The sequence below is a fragment of the Candidatus Accumulibacter sp. ACC003 genome (assembly GCF_907163085.1).
In the GTDB taxonomy this organism is placed as follows: domain Bacteria; phylum Pseudomonadota; class Gammaproteobacteria; order Burkholderiales; family Rhodocyclaceae; genus Accumulibacter.
The window spans coordinates 539114-557109 of the sequence record NZ_CAJQTX010000007.1; the positions used below are offsets into that span (position 1 = coordinate 539114).

The 17996-nt window shown below is 64.2% G+C and carries 21 protein-coding genes and 1 tRNA gene; 12 read left to right on the forward strand and 10 right to left on the reverse strand.

Annotated features, from left to right (window positions below; genetic code table 11):
* The first annotated feature begins 26 nt into the window (after positions 1-26).
* From QZ656_RS17800 to QZ656_RS17810, 3 genes are all read left to right on the forward strand, one after another.
* Positions 27-584 carry a hypothetical protein gene (locus tag QZ656_RS17800; RefSeq protein WP_291994645.1) on the forward strand — a complete coding sequence of 186 codons (558 nt, stop codon included), beginning with the start codon at positions 27-29 and terminating at the stop codon, positions 582-584.
* A 1430-nt stretch (positions 585-2014) separates the two neighbouring features.
* Complete coding sequence (locus QZ656_RS17805; RefSeq protein WP_291985933.1) at positions 2015-2266, forward strand: type II toxin-antitoxin system ParD family antitoxin; 252 nt, start codon at positions 2015-2017, stop codon at positions 2264-2266.
* Positions 2263-2595 (forward strand): type II toxin-antitoxin system RelE/ParE family toxin, encoded by a 333-nt coding sequence (locus QZ656_RS17810; RefSeq protein ID WP_291994646.1) that lies wholly within the window; start codon positions 2263-2265, stop codon positions 2593-2595. The genes QZ656_RS17805 and QZ656_RS17810 overlap by 4 nt, the downstream gene beginning before the upstream one ends.
* Positions 2596-3099: 504 nt before the next feature.
* Here the strand turns inward: QZ656_RS17810 and QZ656_RS17815 are convergent.
* Both QZ656_RS17815 and QZ656_RS17820 read right to left on the reverse strand, forming a co-directional pair.
* Complete coding sequence (locus tag QZ656_RS17815; protein WP_291994647.1) at positions 3100-3351, reverse strand: hypothetical protein; 252 nt, start codon at positions 3349-3351, stop codon at positions 3100-3102.
* Between the two features lie 108 nt (positions 3352-3459).
* Positions 3460-3765 carry a hypothetical protein gene (locus QZ656_RS17820; RefSeq protein ID WP_291994648.1) on the reverse strand — a complete coding sequence of 102 codons (306 nt, stop codon included), beginning with the start codon at positions 3763-3765 and terminating at the stop codon, positions 3460-3462.
* A gap of 191 nt (positions 3766-3956) precedes the next feature.
* On the opposite strand from QZ656_RS17820, the gene radC reads away from it, so the two are divergent.
* The 3 genes from radC (at position 3957) to rpmG (ending at position 5148) form a co-directional block, all read left to right on the forward strand.
* Positions 3957-4634, forward strand: coding sequence for a DNA repair protein RadC (gene radC / locus QZ656_RS17825; RefSeq protein ID WP_291994649.1), 678 nt, complete (start codon positions 3957-3959; stop codon positions 4632-4634).
* Between the two features lie 110 nt (positions 4635-4744).
* A complete protein-coding gene (gene rpmB, locus QZ656_RS17830; RefSeq protein WP_291994650.1) occupies positions 4745-4978 on the forward strand; it encodes a 50S ribosomal protein L28 in 234 nt (77 codons plus the stop codon).
* A 14-nt stretch (positions 4979-4992) separates the two neighbouring features.
* Entirely contained in the window at positions 4993-5148 is a 156-nt protein-coding gene (gene rpmG / locus QZ656_RS17835; RefSeq protein ID WP_291994651.1) for a 50S ribosomal protein L33, read from the forward strand.
* 141 nt (positions 5149-5289) lie between these two features.
* On the opposite strand, the gene aroG is transcribed toward rpmG, so the two are convergent.
* The 3 genes from aroG to QZ656_RS17850 all read right to left on the reverse strand — a co-directional run bounded on the left by aroG (position 5290) and on the right by QZ656_RS17850 (position 8093).
* The gene (gene aroG / locus QZ656_RS17840) at positions 5290-6369 is read right to left on the reverse strand and encodes a 3-deoxy-7-phosphoheptulonate synthase AroG (protein ID WP_291994652.1); all 1080 of its coding nucleotides are present in this window, start codon (positions 6367-6369) and stop codon (positions 5290-5292) included.
* A gap of 101 nt (positions 6370-6470) precedes the next feature.
* Positions 6471-7631 (reverse strand): HD domain-containing phosphohydrolase, encoded by a 1161-nt coding sequence (locus QZ656_RS17845; RefSeq protein WP_291994653.1) that lies wholly within the window; start codon positions 7629-7631, stop codon positions 6471-6473.
* A 75-nt stretch (positions 7632-7706) separates the two neighbouring features.
* A complete protein-coding gene (locus QZ656_RS17850; protein WP_291994654.1) occupies positions 7707-8093 on the reverse strand; it encodes a hemerythrin domain-containing protein in 387 nt (128 codons plus the stop codon).
* A gap of 455 nt (positions 8094-8548) precedes the next feature.
* Between QZ656_RS17850 and QZ656_RS17855 the strand changes: the two genes are divergently transcribed.
* The 4 genes from QZ656_RS17855 to QZ656_RS17870 all read left to right on the forward strand — a co-directional run bounded on the left by QZ656_RS17855 (position 8549) and on the right by QZ656_RS17870 (position 12430).
* A complete protein-coding gene (locus QZ656_RS17855) occupies positions 8549-9127 on the forward strand; it encodes an SRPBCC family protein (RefSeq protein WP_291994655.1) in 579 nt (192 codons plus the stop codon).
* Entirely contained in the window at positions 9127-10584 is a 1458-nt protein-coding gene (locus QZ656_RS17860; protein WP_291994656.1) for a hypothetical protein, read from the forward strand. The genes QZ656_RS17855 and QZ656_RS17860 overlap by 1 nt, the downstream gene beginning before the upstream one ends.
* Before the next feature lie 34 nt (positions 10585-10618).
* On the forward strand, positions 10619-11428 hold the full coding sequence (locus tag QZ656_RS17865; protein ID WP_291994657.1) for an endonuclease/exonuclease/phosphatase family protein: 810 nt from the start codon (positions 10619-10621) through the stop codon (positions 11426-11428).
* 90 nt (positions 11429-11518) lie between these two features.
* Positions 11519-12430 carry a DMT family transporter gene (locus tag QZ656_RS17870; protein ID WP_291994705.1) on the forward strand — a complete coding sequence of 304 codons (912 nt, stop codon included), beginning with the start codon at positions 11519-11521 and terminating at the stop codon, positions 12428-12430.
* Here the strand turns inward: QZ656_RS17870 and QZ656_RS17875 are convergent.
* From QZ656_RS17875 to hpnC, 4 genes are all read right to left on the reverse strand, one after another.
* Positions 12408-13235, reverse strand: a complete 828-nt coding sequence (locus QZ656_RS17875; RefSeq protein WP_291994658.1) for an alpha/beta hydrolase — start codon at positions 13233-13235, stop codon at positions 12408-12410. The genes QZ656_RS17870 and QZ656_RS17875 overlap by 23 nt on opposite strands.
* Positions 13236-13283: 48 nt before the next feature.
* Complete coding sequence (locus tag QZ656_RS17880; protein WP_291994659.1) at positions 13284-13493, reverse strand: DUF465 domain-containing protein; 210 nt, start codon at positions 13491-13493, stop codon at positions 13284-13286.
* 59 nt (positions 13494-13552) lie between these two features.
* Positions 13553-13894, reverse strand: coding sequence for an AzlD domain-containing protein (locus QZ656_RS17885; RefSeq protein WP_291994660.1), 342 nt, complete (start codon positions 13892-13894; stop codon positions 13553-13555).
* A gap of 177 nt (positions 13895-14071) precedes the next feature.
* Entirely contained in the window at positions 14072-14881 is an 810-nt protein-coding gene (gene hpnC, locus QZ656_RS17890) for a squalene synthase HpnC (protein ID WP_291994661.1), read from the reverse strand.
* Between the two features lie 261 nt (positions 14882-15142).
* Here hpnC and QZ656_RS17895 point away from each other — a divergent pair.
* A tRNA-Leu gene (locus QZ656_RS17895) sits at positions 15143-15227 on the forward strand.
* Positions 15228-15389: 162 nt separating this feature from the next.
* Positions 15390-16601 carry an integrase arm-type DNA-binding domain-containing protein gene (locus tag QZ656_RS17900; RefSeq protein ID WP_291994662.1) on the forward strand — a complete coding sequence of 404 codons (1212 nt, stop codon included), beginning with the start codon at positions 15390-15392 and terminating at the stop codon, positions 16599-16601.
* Positions 16602-16657: 56 nt separating this feature from the next.
* Here the strand turns inward: QZ656_RS17900 and QZ656_RS17905 are convergent, their stop codons facing one another.
* Positions 16658-17881, reverse strand: a complete 1224-nt coding sequence (locus tag QZ656_RS17905; RefSeq protein WP_366522193.1) for an IS4 family transposase — start codon at positions 17879-17881, stop codon at positions 16658-16660.
* Positions 17882-17996: the final 115 nt, after the last annotated feature.

Sequence of the window (17996 nt, forward strand, 5' to 3'; positions counted from 1 at the left end):
TTCCTCCGAGATCAGGAAATCTGACCTTGTACGGCTGGCCAGGATCGGCACCACCCTTCATGGGTCTGCTATTCCGAAACATGGAGGCAGCTACAGAGATTTTTTCTGAATGGAACAACCGGTTTGGGCATGCAGACAAGGACGATGAGCTGCGTATCGCGATCATAACTGGAATCTCGAAGGCGAATCCGACCCACTATGCCTTAATCATTGGACCCAATATCGACCGAATCGAGAGGACGCCGGAAATAAGCAAGACTTTTGTTTTGGTGTCGCGCGTTAACCGGATGACACCTGAGAGCACCAAGAATCTCGATGCTTTCCTGAAGGAGTTCGACAAATACGGCGCCTATTACCTAATGCCGGTCAAGCTGCCTGACAAGCCTGACGAAGTACCCCATCTGGAGTCCAAGCACCATTTGCTCAAGGGGCATATCCATATCCGTCCTGCTTGGCAAATCGGCGAACACGATTTCGACATGGTGGCATTGGACGTAGACGAAGTCCCAGTCATTCCCGACGGGATCACTGACGCGCCGGTGCTCAAAGCGATGGCGCGAAAGCGGGAGCGGTCAGGCAAGTAGGGTAGTACCCAAACGTGCATCGGCATTCACGAGACTGCGATACAGCAACAAGGGCGCGTTCTCAGGTTGGCGCCACCCGGGCGAGACGCTCACTCTTGATCAATAGTTCGTGTTCGCTCAATCCGCAGGTCGAGCCGATGCTGGCGCTGCGCCGGGCGCCGGGCGCCGGGCTCCGGGCTCCGAGCTCAGGCCAAGGTCCTGGGCCCTACTGAGAGTCTGATCGCCGAATCGGGCCTCGGCAGCAAGAAAAACATCCAGGTGCGCAAGGCAGCCAGCATCGAACGGTTGATTGCACTGACTCGTAACGAGCACCATCCGGACTCGCTGGAGCGGCACAGCTGCCGGAGAGTGCAACACCCGTGTAGGTCCTGTCTGTCGCATCGCTTGGAGGCGCAAGCGGGACGAGTGCTATACGCCTCGCGCAAGCAGGCGGTTGAGCCGGTCTTTGGTATCATCAACTTGTTCATCGATTTTTCCGGTTCGCGCTACACGGTTTGAAAAAAGCTACGACGGAGTGGACGGTGATCTGCTTGGCGTGAACTTGAAGCGCATGGCCAAATCGAGCCTTCAGTAGGGAAGAACGACGGGGGAATCACCGAAAAAGCTAGCGAACCCGACGAAAGCTGGCCGCCGTATTCGACAACCTGAAAGCTGATCGTTTTCCCTAGGCCAACTCCAACAGGCTGCCAACCGCCGGATGCCCGCCGCACGTTCAGCGCCTGCCGGCCGGCAGCTTTATGATCAGCAAGCCGCCATTGAGTATGATAAATTCCTCAGGCAGCTTTGGGTCGTCAGCACTCGATGATGAATGGCCGCTTCCGGGAAGCGAAGCTTCACTGACCGCTTTCCGGCGACGAAGTCGACGAGAGGTCGGTCGCATCACGACCCCTATGCGCAGTTCACAACTATGTGCAGGACGGATAGGGGACCCGAGCGAGATTGAGGCAGGGCAAGGCGCCAGGACAAGGTGCTCAAGAAAAATATGGACATAGTTTCCGCAGCCGCGCGCACAGCCACGCACTCGGACCAGGCCAACGCTCTGCTCAAGCTGTTCGTTATCGACTTGAAAGCTCAAGCGCAGTTCAGGTCCCGGTACTCTGCGTCGTCAGGCTTTGGGATAAAAAAGAGAGGACTACGATCCCAGACGCCACAATCTTAAGTTGAAACGAATCTGCCCATGACGCTTTCATGCAATTCCAGCGAACGCCAAAACTATGTCCAGCACACCCGTCTGAAAGGCTGCCAGGGCATCGAATGTGGGACCAACTGTGCATAGTTGAGAACTGCGCATAGGGGTCGCTATGGAAATCTTTGCATAGCGACCCGTTGCAGTCATCAGCGCTACAAGGAAGCGGTCGTCCAGCGCAACTGATGAGACGGAGGCGAATAAGCGACTTGCCAAATTTTGCCAAGAAGCCTAGTCTGCGTCCATGAGCACAATGAATATTTCCTTGCCCGACAGCCTGAAGTCCTTCGTGGACGAGCAGGTGAGCGAACGTGGCTACGGCACCAGTAGTGAGTACGTGCGCGCATTGATCCGCAAGGATCAGGATCGTCAGCACTTGCGTGGTTTGTTGTTGGCCGGCGTAGCTACTGCGCCGACGTCGCCGGCTGATGCCGCCTACTTCGAAAGTCTGCGTGGCCGGGTACACAAAGCCGCCAAGTCGGTTTCTCGCGGGTGAAGGTCAAGCCCGTCGTTCCCCGTGAACGGGCAAACCAGGACGTCGACGACGCGATAGCTTACTACCTCGAAGAGGCTTCCTGGGCGGTGGCGCTGGGCTTCATTGACGCACTGGAACGGAGCTATACCCAGATCGCGCGCTATCCTGGCACGGGTTCGCCTCGCTATGGGCATGAGTTGGACCTTCCCGGCCTACGCGCCTGGGCGCTGTCGTCCTACCCCTACCTCGTGTTCTACGTCGAGCAACCGAACCACATCGACGTCTGGCGCATACTGCATGGCCAGAGCGACATTCCCGCCTGGATGCAGGATCCAGACGTCTTCTCCTGACGTGATCGCCGGGCACTCCACGGGGCGGTTGTCACGGTCCGCTTATCGGAGCTCCGCTCCAGTGGCAGTTAATGGCCGGTAGGTTGAGGTCGCCAAGGGCCGCTTCGGAGCAGTCCAGTTCGCAGAATCTGGACCTGGCTGACTGGCCGGTTTGGAGAAAGCTGACCGACGGCTTGGGGTCGCTAGTCGCCTTCTGATTTCTGCATGGCATCTCGCCGCCAGCTGTGTCGGTAGTCATGGAAGTTGCGGCTTGTTCGCCGAGCTGGCACGAGGACTGAAGTGGAACTTTGCCTGGCCGGGGCGGGGTCGCGCGATCACTTCAAGCGCTCCGCGTGGCGGCGTCACGAGCGGGTGAGATGCGGCTGGATCGCTGCTGTAGGCGACGGCTCAGCGACGGGGTCAAGGCACAGCAACGCGGCCACCCATTAGTCGGCCCCGGTCAGGTCCTGACGTTTGCCAAAGGCATGGGGAACGACCTGACCGCGCTGGGCACCGTTTGGTCGATCATGGAAACCTCCAACGGCACGGTTTTTTCAAGGGAAGCCCGCGGCGCTTGCTTTCGGCGACCTGGGCGTCAGGCATTTGAACGGCGTGGGTCGGGGCCTGGACGCCGTCGATCGAGCCGTCCATCGTCGGCGGCGATCGGTTCATCGCGACGATGAAAAATTCGCCGTGCGACGGCGATCGCTGCCTGTTTTCGATAGACGTGCCGATCGCCGCCAGCGAAGCCTGGAGCGGCTCGATCGGCCGCTGCATGCGCGTCGATCACGCTTCTATCTTTTTGATCCATTCTTCACCCTTGACGATCCAGTGCCGATATTTTTTGATCCAGCGCTCGTACTTCCGCAGTCATCGTTGTATCGCTCACATGGAACGATCAATGCTCGACATCGATGGGGATCGATGCGCATCATCGATCGTTCCATCGCCACTATCGAACCGTCGATCGCGACGATGGACGCGTGGATGATTTTTGCCGGCGCGTGATACTTTTTCACTCAGGCTTTCATCGCGACGATCCGGCGGCGATATTTCAGGATCGACGCTTTGATCTCGCGCCATGATCGTCGATGGCGCGCGTCCGAGCGGACGACGCGCGATGGTCAGCGGCGGACCTTCGTCGGCGCCCAGCTTAATCAGGAAGAGTGAGGATTTGGCGAGACTGAGCAAGGCCGCTCTGGCCCTTTTTTTGTTGCTCGGGGGTAAAGGTGGCGGCGACGCCTGGAATGACCATGGGCGCCCGTCGCCGCCGATCGGGATCGCGCTCGCGATGGCCGGGGATGTCGCGCCGCGCCCGGAGTATCGCTGGCAGCACGGCACCGCTAGAATACCTGACGGAACCTGTCACGCGAGGTGTCGAGATGGCGATTACCGACTGGCCCGAGGACGAGCGGCCGCGCGAGCGGCTGCTGGCGCAAGGCGCGGCTTCGCTGTCGGATGCCGAATTGCTGGCAATTTTTTTGCGCGTCGGCAGCAAGGGCCGGAGCGCGGTCGACCTGGCGCGCGAACTGATCACCCACTTCGGTAGCCTGACGCGCCTGTTTGCCGCCAGTCGGCTCGATTTCTCGGCGATACCCGGCATGGGGCCCGCCAAGTACGCACAGTTGCAGGCGGTCCTGGAGATGGCGCGACGGGCGCTCGGCGAGGAGCTCAAGCAGGGCGTCACCTTCGGCTCGCCGGGCGGCGTTCGCGACTACCTGCGGTTGCATCTCGCCGGCCTGCAGCACGAAGTCTTCATGGCCCTGTGGCTGGACGCGCAGAATCGCCTGATCGCCGCCGACGAGCTGTTTCGCGGCACCTTGACGCAAACCAGCGTCTACCCGCGCGAGGTCGTCAAGCAGGCGCTGCGGCACAACGCGGCGGCGGTCGTGCTGGCGCACAATCACCCCTCGGGGGTCGCCGAGCCGTCGCGCGCCGACGAGCTGTTGACCGCCGAGCTCAAGCAGGTGCTGGCGCTGGTCGAGGTGCGGGTGCTCGATCATTTCATCGTTGCTGCGCAAACGCCGCCACTTTCCTTTGCCGAGCGGGGGCTGCTGTAGCGCCGATCGGCCGAATTAGCAACGATTGATCTGCCAAAACGCTTGAGTTTGACCCGCTGCCTGGACTAGAATTGCGGGTTTTCTTCCCACAGACAATTGGAGCGACAATCATGGCGCGTGTTTGCCAGGTCACGGGCAAGGGCCCGATGGTGGGGAACAATGTTTCCCATGCCAACAATAGAACGAAGCGCCGCTTCCTTCCGAATCTGCAATATCGCCGATTCTGGATCGAGAACGAGAACCGCTGGCTGCGCTTGCGCGTGTCGAATGCCGGTCTGCGCACCATTGACAAGAATGGCATCGACGTCGTGCTCGCCGATTTGCGCGCGCGCGGCGAGATCTGACAAGGAGAGCAGCCATGCGTGACAAGATCAAGCTCGAGTCTACAGCCGGTACCGGCCACTTCTACACGACGACCAAGAACAAGCGCACGATGCCTGGCAAGATGGAGATCAAGAAATACGATCCCAAAGTCCGCAAGCACGTGCTCTACAAGGAAATGAAGCTGCGCTGAGCGACTCTCGCGAGCGCCTGCTTGCGAGTGTTGAGCGGCAGCGGCGGCAGCAAAGCCGGCGGGGTCGCCGCGAAAGCGGTGGCCCCGCTTTCTGTCGTTCTTGCCTGGTGATTGCCCGGAGCGCTGGCGGCTGCCGTCGGCTCAGGCCGCGGCTTCGACCAGACGGCGTGCGCGCACGCCTTTGGCGAGTAGTTCGAGGACTGTTAGCGAGTCCTCCCAGCCCAGACACGCGTCGGTAACGCTCTTGCCGTACTCGAGCGCCTGCCCCGGCGCCAGATCCTGACGGCCTTCGACCAGGTGTGACTCGATCATCACGCCGATGATCCGCTCGTCGCCGGCGGCGAGCTGGCTGGCGGTGTCCCTGGTGACTTCGATCTGTTGCTTGAAGCGCTTGCTGCTGTTGGCGTGCGAGGCGTCGATCATCAAGCGCGCGGCGAGTCCGGCGGCAGCGATTTCCTGGCACGCGGCGTCGACCTGCGCGGCGCCGTAGTTTGGCTCTTTGCCGCCGCGCAGGATGACATGGCAGTCCTCGTTGCCGGCGGTCGACACGATCGCCGAGTGGCCGGCCTTGGTGACCGACAGAAAGTGATGCGGCGATTGCGCGGCGCGGATGGCGTCGATGGCGATCCGGATATTGCCGTCGGTGCCGTTCTTGAAGCCGACCGGGCACGACAGCCCGGACGCCAGCTCACGATGCACCTGCGACTCGGTGGTGCGCGCGCCGATCGCTCCCCAGGCAATCAGATCGGCGGTGTACTGCGGCGTGATCGTGTCGAGGAACTCGGTCGCACAGGGCAGGCCCATGTCGTTGAGCTGCAGGAGCAGGCCGCGCGCCAGGCGCAGTCCTTCGTTGATCCGGAAACTGTTGTCGAGACGCGGATCGTTGATCAGGCCCTTCCAGCCGACCGTCGTCCGCGGCTTCTCGAAATAGACGCGCATCACGATCAGCAGATCGTCTTCGAAGCGCTTGACCTGTTTCTGCAGGCGGGTCGCGTATTCGACCGCTGAATCGACGTCGTGGATCGAGCACGGACCAATCACCACCAGCAAGCGGTTGTCGGCGCCGTGCAGGATGCGGTGGATGTTCTGCCGTGCCTCATAGGTTGTCGTCGCCGCGCGGACGCCGACCGGAAACTCGCGGAAGACGTGCGCCGGCGGCACCAGTTCCTTGATCTCGCGGATGCGAATGTCGTCGGTATTGGGCTTGCTCTGCAAGGTCATCGGGCGGTCTCCTGGCTTTCGGCCTGATTGACCGCAGGCCTGATTCTAATGGAAACGCGGCCTGCCGGCGCACGCCCGCCGCATGTCTCTTGCATCGACGCTCAGGCCTCGCTCTCGGCGTGGCGCGCGGCGATCGCCAGGAATTCGCCCTGGCAGGCGAAAAAAGCGTCGACCACGCGCGCGTCGAAGTGGCTGCCGCGGCCGTCGGTGATGATCTGCAGCGCTTGCTCGAGCGGCAACGCGCCCTTGTAAACGCGCTGCGCGAGCAGCGCGTCGAAGACGTCGGCCAGCGCCATCAGGCGCGCGGAAATCGGTATCGCCTCGCCGGCGAGCCCCTCCGGATAGCCCGAACCATCCCATTTTTCATGGTGATAGTGCGCCACCTCCTTGGCCATGCTGAGGAATTCGATCGGCTGTTCGGCGTCGTGTTCGGCCTGTTCGATCGCCCGATAGCCGAGATAGCTGTGGGTCTTCATGATCAGCCATTCGTCGGCCGTCAGCTTGCCCGGTTTGCGCAGGATGTGGTCCGGGATGCCGACTTTGCCGAGGTCGTGCAAGGGCGCCGACTTGACCAGGATATCGATGTTGTGTGGCGTCAGGAAGGCGGCGAAACTCGGATGCGACGATAGTTCCTCGGCCAGCGTGCGGACGTAGCCTTGCGTCCGGCGCAGGTGGTTGCCGGTCTCCGGGTCACGAATTTCCGCCAGCCGCGCCAGCGCCCGGATGCTGACGTCCTGAATCTTCATGTTGTCGGCGAGCCGCCGGGCGACCTGCAACTCGAGGTCGTGGTTGCGGTCCTGCAGCAGCTCACGGTCGGCTTCCAGGCCGCGGTTGCGGTCCTGTAGCAGCTCTCGCGCGGTTTCCAGGCTGTGGTCCTGGAGCAGCTCGCGCGCCGCCTGCAGTTCGAGGTGTGCACGGACGCGGGCGACAACGACCGCCGCCCGTAGCGGCTTGCTGATGTAGTCGGCCGCACCGAGTGCCAGGCCACGCTCCTCATCGTCGTCGCTGTCGACCGACGAGACGATCAGCACCGGGATCGCGGTGGTCGCCGGGTTTTCCCGCAGAGCCGCGAGCACCGCGTAGCCGTCCATGCCGGGGATTATGACGTCGAGCAGGATCAGGTCGGGTTGCGGCGGCCGTGATGCCACGTCCAGGGCGCGCTGCCCGGAATTTACCGCGCGGATATGATGCTGAGTGCCCAGTACCCGGCGCAGGAGCAGCAGGTCTTCCGGTGTGTCGTCGATGATCAGGATATTTGCCATGGCGGCCCAAGGTTGCAGCACAGTTTGGGGAGCAGCGCGAAGGCCGTCGGCTGACAGCCATGCAGGAAGCCGTCGCTAGCGAGCAAAGCCAGCCTGGGCCACTTCGAACAATTCACGCTCTTCGAAGCGGACGTGCGCCGACAGCAGGTCGGCAAAGCGCAGCAGCGTTACGGCATCGCCAGCGGGCAGGTCGGTCAACAGCGCCCGCAGCGCGGCGTGCTCGGCCAGCGTGCGCGCCACCAGCTCTTGCTCGCCAGCCTGCGCCATCGCCGGCAGGAGGCTTGTTTCTTCGACGACAAAGTGTGGTTCGAGGCTGGCGGCAAAAACCTCGACGCAGTGGCTCGCTGTCGCAGCCACTTGCTGCGGGTCTCCCGAACTCGCTGCGCGGCGCGCAGCGAGGGCCAGGGCGAGCGCCGTGTGGTGCTCTCGTGACAGGTCCTGCAGGGTCTGATGACGCTTCATGGCAACGATCTTTCCTGATGATGCGGTTTCAGGCCGGCTCCGGTCGCCGACCGGTCGTCGGCTGGCGACGCCTGCGGCGTGCGTCGTCGTCTGCGCTGCGACCATCGCTCCTTGAGCACCCGAGCCCGTGGATGGTCGCCGGGCTGGCCAATCCCACTTGCGGCGCTCGCCGATCGTCCGAGAGTTGCCGATTGTAGCCAATCACGGCGGCTGCACAAAGTCCGGCCAGGCGCTATGCTCGCATACTTTCGACCACTCCCCTTGCTAAAGCTGCGCCAGTCACGATGATCGATTTAGACATTAAAGCACGGTGCCAGCGGCGCCAGCCGACAGGCGCTCGGTCTGGCGGGCCGGCGTCAGGCCATACGCGCAACTGCCGGCCCCTGCGCTGCAGTGGGCGTCGGCGTTGCCTGCAGATCGTCGGCGCCGCACTGGCGCTGGCTTTCAGTGGCAAGGTGCTGGCACAGTCCTCGATTGCCCCAACGGCCGACGTGGCGCTCGACGTGCTGCTCGACGACGAGACCTACGTGGTGCACGCCAGCGCCCGACTGGCCGCCGACCAGCGGCTGGTCTGGAGCACGCTGACCGATTACGAGCGGCTGCGCGAATTCGTCCCCGGCGTGACCCGCGCCCGCGTTCTCGAACGCCGCGGCGAGCGGCTGACGATCGAGCAGATTGGCGTGTTCACGGTGTGGTTCGTCGACCTGCCCGTAAAACTCCGCCTGCTGGTCGAGCACACGCCGTACACGACGATCGTCGCCAAGCTCGCCGCCGACGCGGCGGCGCGCGACGAATCGACCTTGCGCCGCTTCACCGGCGCCTACCGCCTGACGCCGATCCGCTTGCCGCAGGGCGCCGGCGTGCGCCTCGATTACGACGCGAGCTTCGCGCTGGAGCGGCCGCTGCCGCCACTGATCGACCGGCTATTCGGCGTCGCCGCGGTGCGCCGTACGATGCGCGAACAATTCGACGCGATGTTGCGCGAGATCGCCCGCCGTCAGGCGGCACTCGCCGCCGCCGAGCCCGCCGGCTGATGCGTGCGCTGGCCATTACCCTGGGCTGCGCCGTCATCGTCGGCTGCGCCAGCGTCGACCCCTATCAGCCGCCGCCGGTGGCGCAGCGCCTGCAGCTCGACGACGCGCTGGGCGATTGCGCGCGCCTCTTTCAGGCCAGCGACGCGCTGATCGACGCGGCCGGAACGCGCGATGCGCAGGCGCCGCGTCTTGCCGGTTTCCCGCATTTGCGCGTCGACCGCTCGCTGGCGCTGCTGGCGACCAGCGCCGACGTCGCCAATGACGCGCCGCGCGCCAACGAGTGGACGGCGGCTTTGGCGGCGCTGGACGATAGCGCGCGCCGCATCGAGTTGCGCAACGCCGGTCAGCACGACGCCGAAGCCGCCGCCGCTCTGGCCGCCTGCCGGCGGCTGCTGGCGCGTGCCGACCGGCAGCAGCTCGCGGCGCTGCTCGCCGCCGCGCAGGTTGCCGACGATTACTCGACGACGCAGCGCGCGCTCGGCCTCTACACGCTGACGCGCTATGCCTTCGCCGCCGGGATTCGTCGCTGGCAGCGCGACACGCTGGCCGATTTTGCCGCGGCCGCTGGCGCTAGCGGTCGAGCGAGCCTGCCGCAAGTTGCCTATTCCCCGGCGGCGCCACTGGGCGCGCTGCCGAGGCTGCCGCTGGCGCCCCAACTCGGGCTGCCGCCAATCCCCCCGGAGCGGCTGGCGGCGCTGCTCGTCCGCCATGCACCGCGGCTGCTGATCGCCACCGCCGACGACAACGATCGCCCCGGCGCGCTCGCCTGGCAGAGCGACAACGGCGCGCTGCGCATCGGCATCGCGGTCGAGCAGCCGGTGCTCTACGCGCGCGCCGCGTATACCCGGATGGGCGGGCGCTGGTTGCTGCAACTGGTCTATAGCGCTTGGTTTTCGGCGCGGCCGCCGGCGCACGCGCTCGACGTCGTCGCCGGCCGCCTCGACGGGCTGCTGTGGCGCGTGACGCTGGCCGACGACGGTGCGCCGCTGGTCTACGACAGCATCCACCCCTGCGGCTGCTATCACCTGTTCATCCCGACCGAGCGTGCGCGCGCGCGGCCGCAACCCGAAACCATGGACGAAGGCGCGTTCGTCCCGCAGAGCGTGCGCGCGCCGGCCGCCGACGAACGCGTCGTCCTGCACCTCGCCAGCGGCACGCACTATCTGCAGCGCGTCGACATCGCGCCGGCGGGTGGCGACGACGGCGTGCGCCTGGCCCTGCTCGACGACGACCAGTTGCGGGCGTTGCCGCTGCCCGCTGGCGGCACGCGCAGCGCTTTCGGCCCGGACGGACTGATCGCCGGTAGCGAGCGTGCCGAGCGTTTCTACTTCTGGCCGATGGGTATCGCCAGCGCTGGCCAGATGCGACAATGGGGACGCCACGCGACGGCCTTCGTCGGGCGGCGTCATTTCGACGATCCGACACTGATCGATCGCTCTTTCGAACGCCTGCCGTGACGCCAGAGCGACGCGGCAACTACCAGGCCCAGCCATGAAGCTCCGGGTTGCCACCTACAACATCCATAAAGGCGTCACCGGCATCCGCGGGCGGCCGCGCATCCACGACGTCCGCCAGGCCTTGCAGGCGATCGACGCCGACATCGTCTTCCTGCAGGAAGTGCAGGAGTGCAACGAGCGGCTGGCGCAGCACCCCGACCAGCCACTCGGCACGCAGCTCGAGTTCCTCTCCTTTGGCGCCTACGCGCATCGCGCCTACGGCATGAATGCCGTCTACCCGCACGGCCATCACGGCAACGCGATCCTCTCGCGCCACCGCATCGTCAACTTCGTCAACCACGACATCTCCGACCACGCGCTCGAAAAGCGCGGCCTGCTGCACGCCGTGCTGCGCGTCGGCCCCGGCGAAGGCCAGGACGTGCACCTGCTCTGCCTGCACTTCGGCCTGATCAAGCGCAGCCGCGTCCGCCAGGCAACTTTCCTCGCCGACCTGGTGCAGCGCGAAGTCCCCGCCGACGCGCCGCTGATCATTGCCGGCGACTTCAACGACTGGCAGCAGCGCGTCGATGGCCTGCTGCGCGACCGCCTCGGCGTCGAGGAAGTCGCCGTCGCCGCGCGGGCCGCGCCGCAACCGCAAGGCATGCTGCAGTGGCTGCTCTCGTGGCGCACGGCCAATGACCCGCGCGCCAGCGTCTCGCGCACCTTCCCGAGCTTCGCGCCGTGGCTGACGCTGGACCGCATCTACGTGCGCGGTTTTCAGATTCTCGACATGCACGTCCCGAACGGCCGCGCCTGGGCGCGATGCTCGGACCATGCGCCGCTGATTGCCGAGCTGGAATTGTGAAACGTGCGATTGCTCGGGGATGAGACGACGACTGTCACGCATCGTAGCCCGCAAGAACAGGGTTGAGCCTCCGAGTCCCTGACCTTGAACGTGCTAGCTGATCCTGCGGCCCGCGTTCGCCTGACCGGCGTCGCTTTCATCGTTACCTCGGCGGCGGGGTTTGGGGCGATGCCGATTTTCGCCAAGCTGGCTTATGCCGATGGCGTCGACCTGCCGAGCATGCTGTTCCTGCGTTTTGCGCTGGCCGGCGGCGCGATGGCGCTGCTGATGCAGTGGCGCGGCATTGCCTGGCCGCGCGGGCGTAACCTCTGGCAGCTGCTGGCGATGGGCGCGATCGGCTACGTCGGCGAGTCGTACTGCTATTTCGCGGCGCTGCAGTACGCGAGCGCCGGGCTGACGGCGCTGCTGCTCTATCTCTATCCGGCGATCGTCACCGTCCTGTCGGCGCTACTGGCGCGGCGGCGATTGTCGGCGCTGCGCATGTCGGCGGTCGCTGCGGCCTTGTTCGGCACCGGTCTGGCGGTCGGCGGCAGTCTTGCCGGCAGTGCGCTCGGCATCCTGCTGGGGGTAGCGGCGGCGCTGATCTACTCGGTGTACATCCTCGTCGGCGAACGGGTGACGCCGGTCAGCGGCGCGATTGCGTCGGCGACGGTGATCATGCTCGCTGCGGCGGCGGTCTTCGCCCTGATCGTGCTCTGGCGAGGCGCCGCGCTGCCGGCGTCGCCGGCGGCCTGGGCGGCGGTTGGCAGTATCGCGATGCTATCGACGGCGGTGGCGATCATCAGCTTCTTTGCCGGCATGGCGCGGCTTGGTGCGGCCGACGCGGCGACGCTGTCGACGCTCGAACCGGTGGTGACCGTCGTCCTGGCAGCGATCTTTCTCGGTGAGGCGATCGGTCCGTGGCAGAGCGTCGGCGGCGCGATCATCCTCGGCGCGGTGATCGTCCTGGCGCGTGCCGGCGACGGCAAGCGCCAGCCGGCTACGCTGCCGCCGCCGGCGTAGCCGGCCGGGCGAGGAAACGCAGCAACTGCTCGACGACCGCACGCGGCTGTTCGTTCATTATCGCGTGTCCGCAGTTGGCGATCTCGGCGCCAACGACCTGGCGCAGCGCCGCTTGCAAGGGCGGCAGGTTGCGGCGCGGCGTCATGCGGTCGCGCCGTCCGACCAGCAGCAGCGTCGGGCACGCGACTTGCGCCGCGGCTTCGAGGCCATGCCGGTAGTCGTTGCAGTTGGCGAGGTCGATCGCCAGCACGCCAGGCGGGCTGCGGCGCATGATCGCCAGCGTCACGCCGGGTCCCCAGACGCCGTGTCCGCTGCTACCGGTGAGCAGGAACTGCTGCGTGTGCGAATACTCGGTCATCAGGCGACAGACGCTGTCCGGATGCGTCGCCGCGCGGCCGAGCAAGGCCTCGGCGACCGGCATCGGCGCCGAGGCGCCGAGCAGCGCCAGGCGGCTGACGCGTTGCGGCTGCCGCGCGGCGCATTCGAGGGCGACCAGCGAACCCATCGAGTGGCCGACCAGCACCGCCTGCTCGACAGCGGCGGCGTCGAGCAGTGCCGGCAGCCAGTCGGCGAGCGCTTCGATGCTGCGCAAGGGCGGCCCCGCCGACAGCCCGTGTCCGGGCAGGTCGGGCGCCAGCACCGCGCAGCCGGCGGCGGCCAGGCCAGCGGCGACGCTGTGCCAGCAGTCGCGGTCGTTGGCGGCGCCGTGAATCAGCAGCAGCGGCGGCAAGGCCGACGCCGCCGGGTCGAACGCGCGGCCGCCAGTGGCGACGCGGCAGCGCTGGCCGGCGACCTTCAGTTCCATCGCGTGATTTTCGTCAGGCGCGTTCTTGAGCGCTCGGCGGCTGCGTGCTCAGGCCTGGACATCGGGCTCCAGAATGCCTTCAAGCTGAGTGATCCGGTCCTTGAGCAGCAGCTTGCGCTTCTTGAGACGGCGGACCAGGAGGTCGTCGGGCGGCGGGCTGAGCAGCAGGTGATCGATGACCAGGTCGAGGTCTTGATGCTCGACCTGCAGTTCGGCGAGGGTGGCGCGGGTATCGGTGATCTCTTCTTCGGTAAGCATGGTCGGCCTTATCGGTAAGTGGGTGAGTTGATCGGTTGCTTGCGGTGTGGTCATCACCGTCAGGTGAGCACGGCTTGCAGGCCCCACAGCGCGAGCATGCCGGAAACGACGGTCCACAAGGTGCTGCGTGTTCGCCAGGCGACCACCGCCGCCAGCGTGGCAGCAGCGATGCGTGGCAGGTCCGCGTTCATGGTAGGCGCGCCACTGGCAAAAAACAACGGCGGGCCAATGATCGCCGCCATCACCGCCGGCGGTACGTAGCGCAAGGCCCGCTTGAGCCATGCCGGCAGTTCGAAGCGCGACAGCAGGGCGATCGGCGCGAAGCGGATCAGGAAGGTGGCGACGCCGATGCCGACGATCATCGACCAGACGAACAGCTCGCCGGCGGGCTCGCTACTCACGCCCTGGCCTGCAAGTCGCGTCGGCGACGCAGCAATCGCCGTTCGCCGGATACGGGAGAACGCTCGCTGTTGCGGGAAATAGTCGTGGTTTTCATGATGCGGGGGTGTCTCGACAGGTCATGAGCGTTAAGGCAGTGACGTTGACATGGCTTGGCCGAATGGACGTATCCGGCGGGCTCACATGAACAGTGCGCGTTGGCCGATGCGCAGCCAGTCGCCCGCGCCGAGCTGCGGCCGCTGCGTGAAGACGTCGCCGCGAACGTGGCGAATCCTCTCCAGGATGCGCAGGCCACCCTGGACCGTCAAGCGAATTTCCCAGCCCATCCGGCCCGGCAGCTGATGGACCAGCGGCGCGCCTTCGATCATCAGGGCGCGCGTCCGCTCGGTCTGGAAGGCGAGCAGTTCGGTCCACTCGGCGTTGCTGCGGCCGGCGGCAATCTGCTGCTCGGCAACGGCAAAGCGCTGCAGGTCGCCTTGTGGCAGATAGACCCGCTCCTTCTGCCAGTCGATGGCGATGTCCTGCCAGAAATTGACCAGTTGCAGGGCCGTGCAGATGCAGTCCGAGCGGCGCAGATTGTCTTCGCTGGCACGGTCGACGAGGTGCACCAGCAGGCGGCCAACCGGATTGGCCGAGCGCCGACAGTAGTCGAGCAGCTCCGGGTAGTCGGCGTAGCGCTTCTTGACGACGTCCTGCGAAAACGCGTCGAGCAGGTCGCGGAAGAGCTGCAGCGGCAAGCGCCACTCTTCGATGACGTGTGCCAACTCCTGGAAGGCGGGCGTCGCCGGAACTTCGCCGGCCTCGATGCGCGCCAGCTCGGCGCGGTAAACGTCCAGGCCCTGCAGGCGCAGCGCATCGCTGATCTGGCCTTCGTCGGCGATGTCGTCGGCACCGCGGGCAAAACGATAGATGCTCTCGATCGGTCGGCGCAAGCGTCGCGGCAGCAGGAACGATGCAACAGGGAAATTTTCGTAATGGTCGACAGGCATCGTGGAGTTGCCGAGGAGCTTGATCGCGCAGGCGAGCGACGGGTAAGAGTGAGAGGAGGAGTTGGGCGATCGATCGCTGGCCGCCTGGGCGAGCAAGGCGCATGGTTTTCGTCGGCCGGCGGGCGTCGATGAGTCATGAGCATTTGGCAGCTGACAGTATAGGGCTGTCGCGAGTAGAATGCCGCTCTGGCGCAGGGCAGTCGGCGTGCCGACCGAGCCCTCGACGACGTGTTCAGTGTGTTCAGCGCTGTGCGCGCTAGTGCCCAGGTGGCGAAATTGGTAGACGCAGCAGGTTTAGGTCCTGCCGCCGCAAGGTGTGGGGGTTCGATTCCCTTCCTGGGCACCAAAGAACAGTCCAAAGCAATCCAAGATATGGCAAATACTCTATTAAATACAAGGAGTTTTGCTTTTCTTTGTCCACGAAAGACCCGGTCTGTCTATTGCAATCCGGAATCTTTTGGGGGCACAATCGGGGGCATATTGCTTTTGGCAGATCAAGGATGCCCCCATGCCCCTAACGGACGTCACCCTTCGCAACGCCAAGCCAAGCGACAAACCTGTTCGAATGTTTGACGGTGGCGGGCTGTACGTGGAAATCGCACCCAGCGGTGGGAAGCTGTGGCGGTTGAAATATCGGTTTGATGGAAAAGAGAAGCGGCTGTCCTTGGGGGTATACCCCGATGTGAGCTTGAAGGATGCCAGGGAACGTCGGGACGCAGCACGGAAGCTCTTGGCCAACGACGTTGACCCCGGCGTGACTCGGAGGGCGCAAAAAGCTGCGCGGGTGGAACGGTCAGTAAACACCTTCGAGGTCCTGTGCCGCGAATGGCTTGATCAACGCAAAGGCACAGTGGAACCCGCACAGCACGTCAAAACGTTGGCACGGATGGAGAACGACGTCTTCCCTTGGTTGGGGGCGAAGGCAACTTCCGAGATTACAGCTCCCGACGTGCTCAGCGTGTTACGCCGAATCGACGAACGCGGTGCGCGCTACACAGCGCATCGAGTGCGCAGCGAAATCAGTCGGGCATTCCGATACGCGATCGCCACCGGCCGTGCTGAACGCGACCCTTGCCCAGATCTGAGGGGCGCAATACCAGCCCCAAAGGCTGAACACTTCGCGGCCATCACGACGCCAACGGAGGTTGCTGCGCTCATGCGGGCGATCGACGCTTTCCGGGGGACATTCGTGGTCAAGAGCGCTTTGCTGCTCGCCCCCATGTTGTTCGTTCGCCCTGGCGAGTTGCGCCGGGCAGAATGGTCGGGGTTCGACTTGGACAAGGGTGAATGGCGTTATCTGGTAACGAAAACCAAGACTGAGCACCTTGTTCCACTTGTGCCTCAATCCGTGGCGATTCTGCGTGAACTGCGCGCTCTGACCGGGCGCGGACGATACGTTTTTCCGGGACGGGATCCGCAGAAGGCAATGAGCGACGCTGCGATTAATGCCGCCTTGCGGAGGATGGGGTACGACACCAGAACCGAGATCACGGGGCATGGTTTTCGGGCGATGGCGCGGACGATCCTCCACGAGGAATTACTCATCAAACCCGAAGTCATTGAACATCAGCTTGCCCATTCGGTACCTGACGCTTTGGGCACCGCCTACAACCGTACAAGGTTCTTGAAAGAGAGACGGGTAATGATGGAGCAATGGGCCGACTATCTGGACAGATTGAAGACGGGGCCGGCGGTCGTGGCCATAGCGACGGCAGTGTGATCGGCTGAGGGCTCCGGCCTCCCCGTGCTTACCAATCCTCTCAACTTAGCATTTCGTCATACCGGCTTGTAGGCGTGATACCGATGCGGTTTTCGCTGCGGCGGTCGAGGTTTGGAGCGGCCGGCGACAAACTTCTGGAGGTTGGCGGCGATCTCGTGAATGAGGGGCTTCAATCGCCGCGTCGTCGCACCGGCGGCGAGCAACCATCGGCCGATCTGGCGCTTGATCTTGTCGATCGCCAAGGTACGGTTGATCTTCCATGGCGAATCGGGGTCCAGATGCGCGTCGGTGGCGACGTAGGCAGCCAGGGCATTGAGGTTGTCGAAGACGGCCTTGGCACCGAAGTCCTGATTGGCCGCTTGCCAGGACAAGCCGGAGGTATGTTCGAGTCCCAAGCGATGCTTGAGCCGGCGAAATGCTTCTTCGATCCGCCAACGGCCGTGGTACAAAGCACCGAAGACGGCCGTCGGGAACGCGACGGCGTCGAGCAGCGAAGTCATCACCACATGTTGCCGCCCGTTCGGCGTGATCACCCGCACCAGGCGAACCGTTGTCGGCGTCGCCGGGCACTCGTAGTCCTGCGCATCGCGCGCGCTCGGCGCACGCAGGATCACCAACTGCTCGCTCTGCCCCGAGCGCATGAACTCACGTACCACCTTGAATCCACGGGACATGTCACAGCGAATACAGAAAGGAATCCCGCGTGCGGTCAGTGCTGCCGCCAGCCAGCGGCAAGGAAAGCCGCGGTCAAGGACCAGCAGGTCGTCGACCTGCAGCCGCTCGATCACCTCGAAGAGCATCTGGCGCTCGTCACACGCGCCATGCTGCAACGCGAAGTGAAGGAACATCTCAATTCCTGGCAAGTACAGGCCAAACGCCGCACCGGTAACGATCGACCGTACCCCGTCTTTCATCGTCGTCAGCCGGACCGCCGCGGTATCGCTAGCCACTATCCGCAGACCCTGCCATCGCGGCACCGGCAGATGCTCTTCGACCAGGGCCATCAACTTCTGATTGACGTCACCGAACACCAAAGCACCGATCTTGTAGCGCGCCTTGCAGAAAGCCTGGGCGCTCACCAAGCGCACCGAGTCCGCACGATTTCTCAGGTTGGCAAAGAACTGGTCCAGTTCACCTTGGACCGCACCCTGTACGCCCGACAGCAAGAAAGTCAGGACGGTTGGGAAGCTGAGCGTGCGGTTGCGGGTGAAATACTTCGGCTTGAGACGGGCGTTTTCCAATAATTCCTGTGAAAACAGATAGTTGGCAAGCCCGTTAATTACTTTAGCATATGAAGGGCGTCATACAATTACCCTTTATAAACAATACGTTACAGCGCAATTATGCAATGAAAATGGTAAGTATTCGGCCAACCCGTAGTGAGCCAGCGCCGTT

Bases quoted from the DNA above. Each gene is read 5' to 3' on its own strand.
- QZ656_RS17805 (WP_291985933.1), top strand. From the start codon at position 2,015: ATGAGCACAATGAATATTTCCTTGCCCGACAGCCTGAAGTCCTTCGTG.
- QZ656_RS17815 (WP_291994647.1), bottom strand. From the start codon at position 3,351: ATGCAGCGGCCGATCGAGCCGCTCCAGGCTTCGCTGGCGGCGATCGGC.
- radC (WP_291994649.1), top strand. From the start codon at position 3,957: ATGGCGATTACCGACTGGCCCGAGGACGAGCGGCCGCGCGAGCGGCTG.
- rpmB (WP_291994650.1), top strand. From the start codon at position 4,745: ATGGCGCGTGTTTGCCAGGTCACGGGCAAGGGCCCGATGGTGGGGAAC.
- rpmG (WP_291994651.1), top strand. From the start codon at position 4,993: ATGCGTGACAAGATCAAGCTCGAGTCTACAGCCGGTACCGGCCACTTC.
- aroG (WP_291994652.1), bottom strand. From the start codon at position 6,369: ATGACCTTGCAGAGCAAGCCCAATACCGACGACATTCGCATCCGCGAG.
- QZ656_RS17845 (WP_291994653.1), bottom strand. From the start codon at position 7,631: ATGGCAAATATCCTGATCATCGACGACACACCGGAAGACCTGCTGCTC.
- QZ656_RS17850 (WP_291994654.1), bottom strand. From the start codon at position 8,093: ATGAAGCGTCATCAGACCCTGCAGGACCTGTCACGAGAGCACCACACG.
- QZ656_RS17860 (WP_291994656.1), top strand. From the start codon at position 9,127: ATGCGTGCGCTGGCCATTACCCTGGGCTGCGCCGTCATCGTCGGCTGC.
- QZ656_RS17865 (WP_291994657.1), top strand. From the start codon at position 10,619: ATGAAGCTCCGGGTTGCCACCTACAACATCCATAAAGGCGTCACCGGC.
- QZ656_RS17875 (WP_291994658.1), bottom strand. From the start codon at position 13,235: ATGGAACTGAAGGTCGCCGGCCAGCGCTGCCGCGTCGCCACTGGCGGC.
- QZ656_RS17880 (WP_291994659.1), bottom strand. From the start codon at position 13,493: ATGCTTACCGAAGAAGAGATCACCGATACCCGCGCCACCCTCGCCGAA.
- hpnC (WP_291994661.1), bottom strand. From the start codon at position 14,881: ATGCCTGTCGACCATTACGAAAATTTCCCTGTTGCATCGTTCCTGCTG.
- QZ656_RS17900 (WP_291994662.1), top strand. From the start codon at position 15,390: ATGCCCCTAACGGACGTCACCCTTCGCAACGCCAAGCCAAGCGACAAA.